Below are 3,856 nucleotides of genomic sequence, written 5' to 3' on the forward strand. Positions count from 1 at the left end.
GAAAGCATAGCATCATTGACAAAAAACTCACTGGAGACTCTCCAGTGAGTTTTTTTGTACAACGAAAACGGCAAATAACATAATGCGGATATTATGCGTAATCTCAGAAATCTATAATCAAACCACCAACACTATTAGTATGAAAAATTCTTGTATGTCTTGTTCTATCTGAAAACATTATAGAACGTCCGCAGTAAGAACATTGAACCCATTTTCGACTGTAATCTAGTAAAAACTCGTAGACTACGCCTTGCGACCCCTGCGCACAGCTTCGGGGACTCGCAATTCCCCTGAACGATTTTTTTTGGTTACTTCTGACATAGAACATATTAATGAATACCAGTAATCAGAGGGAAGAATTTGTTGTTTCTGCAGTTTGTGACGTTTCAGTCGTGTACTGGGTGTAATTCACTGCTGATAAACGTTGCTGTCTAAATGTGTCTGATGTAGCACGTAATTTTGCAGGATGATCAGCATAGTCGAGACATTCTTGTACACTGATCTGAACGAGATCTCCGAAGCCGTTATATGCTCGGCATGAGTCACTCGATGCAAAAACAGATGCAACACGCTGTTTTTCATCATCAATTAAAACTTGTTCTTTTTGTTGTGTGTCCTCATTCGGTTTTTTTCCCTCTTTTTCGTCTTTTAGTTGCTGCAATGTTGGAGAAAGCGTTTGTTCTTGCGTCTCAGATGCTTGTAGCGGTGTTTCTTTTTGATAATGTGACTTGTAGTATGTGTAACCCGAATATGAAAAAAGAGCGATCGGAAGTAGAACAACGCCAACGTAATAAAGCGGAATACGAGCTTTATGTGTGTGTACAGTCGCTGAATCGTATAAATCGTAAAAATGTTTTGGAAACTTAAAAGTTGTTTTTTCTTCTGCATAACGTTGAACAGATCGAGTTGTCGGATTAGTTTGTCCAGATCGCCACATATAAAGCGTTGAACGTTGTAATCCGAAAGCTCTATGTAAATGCCAGTGAATACCACATAAACCCACTGTGACACTCTCAATAAATTGTACTTGTTGAGTGATCAGGTAAATGTCAAAACCAAAATGACGATGCATTCGCAAAGCTCTAGCTTGGTCTCTGACTTCTTTTTGTTTGAGCCTATCAACTTGTCCATTTTCTTTATATTGCGTGTCTTCTGCATCGAATGCAGGATGTTCATGTGCTTCATCGTAAAAGACAGCGATTGGCTTATGTGAGAACTCAGGTTGCAATCTTTTAAAATGATCTAAATCTCTCCAGTCTGTATTTGTTTCAATCGCAAATACACCAGGAATCTTTAGCCCTGCAATGTTTGAAAAAACTACATGACCCTTATTCAAATGCTCATATATTTTCTGAATGGCAAATAGTGTTTTGCCTGAGCCGGGCGTCGCAGTAATAAGATGCAGCATATCAAGCAGACTTACCGACAAAGAGCTTCATTGCGATAATGAAAGTAGCAGCAGAAAGCGCACATAGAACAATTGAAAGATATGTATCGAAACCTGCTAATCCGAGCAACTGGAGGAATGAGGCAGGTAAACGTGAGGTTTGTTGTATGATCGAATTTATGAATAAATCCATATATTGCTGAATTTTTGTATATGAATAAACCGATATTCCTGCACCCGCAAGGATGCGAAATAAAAATGATGAAGCAAAACTACCAAGAATGGCTAAAATGATCTGAGGCATATTATTTTCTCGCAGCACCAATAATAATGAAAGCACCGCTTAAATATCCGAAAGCATTCATTAATGGATTTATGTAGTCAGTTAAGAAACCGCAAAGCTTTGAATATGAGAACTTATATGTGTGATTCATCACTGTTACTGATGAATCAACAGGACAAGTTTTGGACCATGAAATTTTATTCTCATCAATTTCGGGCAAATTCACTTCATTAACTTGAAGCTTGAAATCGTCAGCATTCGGTAGGTTGTAGTCTTGACATAAAAAGTCTTTTTTAGGGTCACAAGTTCCGTTGCCATTGCCATCACCATCCCCATCACCGTCTCCAGTAGGTTCGCTTGCACCGCCATCATTGTTGTTATTACCGCCACGACAGACTTTAGTACCATCGGCTGTGGTTGTAAGAACTGTATTTAAAGGACAATTGTTATTAGCATCAGGACGTTGATTATTCGGAACACAAACAGACGTACCCTCATAGGTCTGCTTAATGTAGCCATCAGGGCAATTTTTGTCGGGGTCAGGCGGTACTTCTTTAGTGACACATTTTAATGTTGAACCGATGATGACTTGTATTTTACCGCTTTCACAATTGCCGTCCTTGTCAGGGTCTTTAGGCTTGTCAGGTTGATTATCCATACACTTGTATGGTTCTGAGACAGTCGGCTTGCAGTTGTCTTTATCGTTTGTATCTTTCTTAACACAAACTTTTTTGCCGTTGAAAGTGCCCGAAGTGTAGCCACTGGGGCAACCGTCAGGCGGTGCGTCACAATAATCTTTGTCTACATATTTACCAGTTTTGTCATCTTTCTTCTTGCAAGAATTAAGTGGAGGTTGTGGTTCCTCAACTGGTGTATCGAGTGGGCATTTAGATTCACGTGATGTTGCATTACCTGTAAAAACAGTCGTTATATGTCCGTCTGTTCGGACTTCCTGACCAATAATCGGGTCTTTAAATTCGAACAAACATTTATTAATACAAATCTCAGACGACATGCTAAAAAGTTCGCCATTTCTTCTAAAAAATGCACTAGTTGAAGTGCCCTCAAGTGGGCAACCACTATCCTTACACGGGGGTAATGTAAAATCAGGATTTGAGATACGAACAGGATTTACATAAGTAATTTCTACATCTAAGGTATTGTGTTTTGCATAACAAGTACCAGTTGATGCTGTCTTAAGCTCTGATCGCGTAAACTTATAATTTTGTTGATAAGATGTAGGTAGAGTAGAAAATGCTTGAGTACATGCAGACTCTAAAGAATTTGCTATGATTGACGAAGCTTGCCAAACGTACTGGGGTTCGTCAGGCTCTTTACACTGTTTTGCAGCAGTACCAGCATGAACTATTTGAATAACATAACATAAACAGCTAAACAAAAAGATACGAGAATAAACCAATTTATCGCCCCTTCTAATTCCATAAAAAAAACCTCAAATCATCAGAGGCGATAAACGCCTATTTATTTGCCCAATACTCGACGTATTACAGCGAAACCAAAAATACCGAATGCAATACCAAGGACAAATGTCCCAGTAGATTCTGAGTTGGCACTAGCATTAGAGCCTGAAATTAACGTTGCAACATCAAAAGCGTTTGCTGTAGATGTCAGTAAGAATGAAGCGAATAACGCTGTTACGAGTAAATAAAACTTCTTGCCCATAGGTCATCTCCTTAAAAGGCGTTTAACTTGAACAACAGAATATGCGGTAAGCATGAGTGTGAAGAAAAATAACATTAGCTCATCGCGTTGGTCTGCTGTCAGTGATAAAACGGATTGAAATTCAACCCATTGCATACACGTCTGTAAGCCGAGTTCGTCAGGACTAGTCAGTAATTTACAGACGTACATTCTTTAAATTCCTAGTTATATACACCGAGCAGATAAAGCACGATGAATAAAAGAAAAGCAAAAATACAAGACTGGAAAAAGTTCATTTTCTACCCCTTGCATTGATAATAGTGGACACAATAAACAGCATGAGATTCGAACGATTTACCGCACTTCTTGCATCTATACTGAAATTGTGCCATAGTTATAATTACCGTAAGTTATTGATTTTTAACATATTATACATTATACGTAATTATTACAATGTAAGCCTTTGATATACAAAGGCTTTTTATTTAAGTTGTTCTGCTTGGTTGCGGTAATTTGACATCAAC

4 protein-coding genes are annotated in these 3,856 nt (G+C 38.4%); all 4 read right to left on the reverse strand.

Translation table 11 applies throughout. The features are described 5' to 3' along the window. Positions 1 to 346: 346 nt before the first annotated feature. The 4 genes from C502_RS18555 to C502_RS0117775 all read right to left on the reverse strand — a co-directional run bounded on the left by C502_RS18555 (position 347) and on the right by C502_RS0117775 (position 3,353). On the reverse strand, positions 347 to 1,408 hold the full coding sequence (locus C502_RS18555; RefSeq protein ID WP_018680103.1) for a zonular occludens toxin domain-containing protein: 1,062 nt from the start codon (positions 1,406 to 1,408) through the stop codon (positions 347 to 349). Position 1,409: 1 nt separating this feature from the next. Then, on the reverse strand, positions 1,410 to 1,691 hold the full coding sequence (locus C502_RS0117765; RefSeq protein WP_018680104.1) for a DUF2523 family protein: 282 nt from the start codon (positions 1,689 to 1,691) through the stop codon (positions 1,410 to 1,412). Position 1,692: 1 nt separating this feature from the next. Next, positions 1,693 to 3,090: a virulence factor TspB C-terminal domain-related protein gene (locus C502_RS0117770; protein WP_018680105.1), complete on the reverse strand. Its 1,398-nt coding sequence runs from the start codon at positions 3,088 to 3,090 to the stop codon at positions 1,693 to 1,695. 62 nt (positions 3,091 to 3,152) lie between these two features. Continuing rightward, on the reverse strand, positions 3,153 to 3,353 hold the full coding sequence (locus C502_RS0117775) for a hypothetical protein (RefSeq protein WP_018680106.1): 201 nt from the start codon (positions 3,351 to 3,353) through the stop codon (positions 3,153 to 3,155). Between the last annotated feature and the right edge of the window lie 503 nt (positions 3,354 to 3,856).

The organism is Acinetobacter tjernbergiae DSM 14971 = CIP 107465 (assembly GCF_000374425.1).
GTDB lineage: Bacteria > Pseudomonadota > Gammaproteobacteria > Pseudomonadales > Moraxellaceae > Acinetobacter > Acinetobacter tjernbergiae.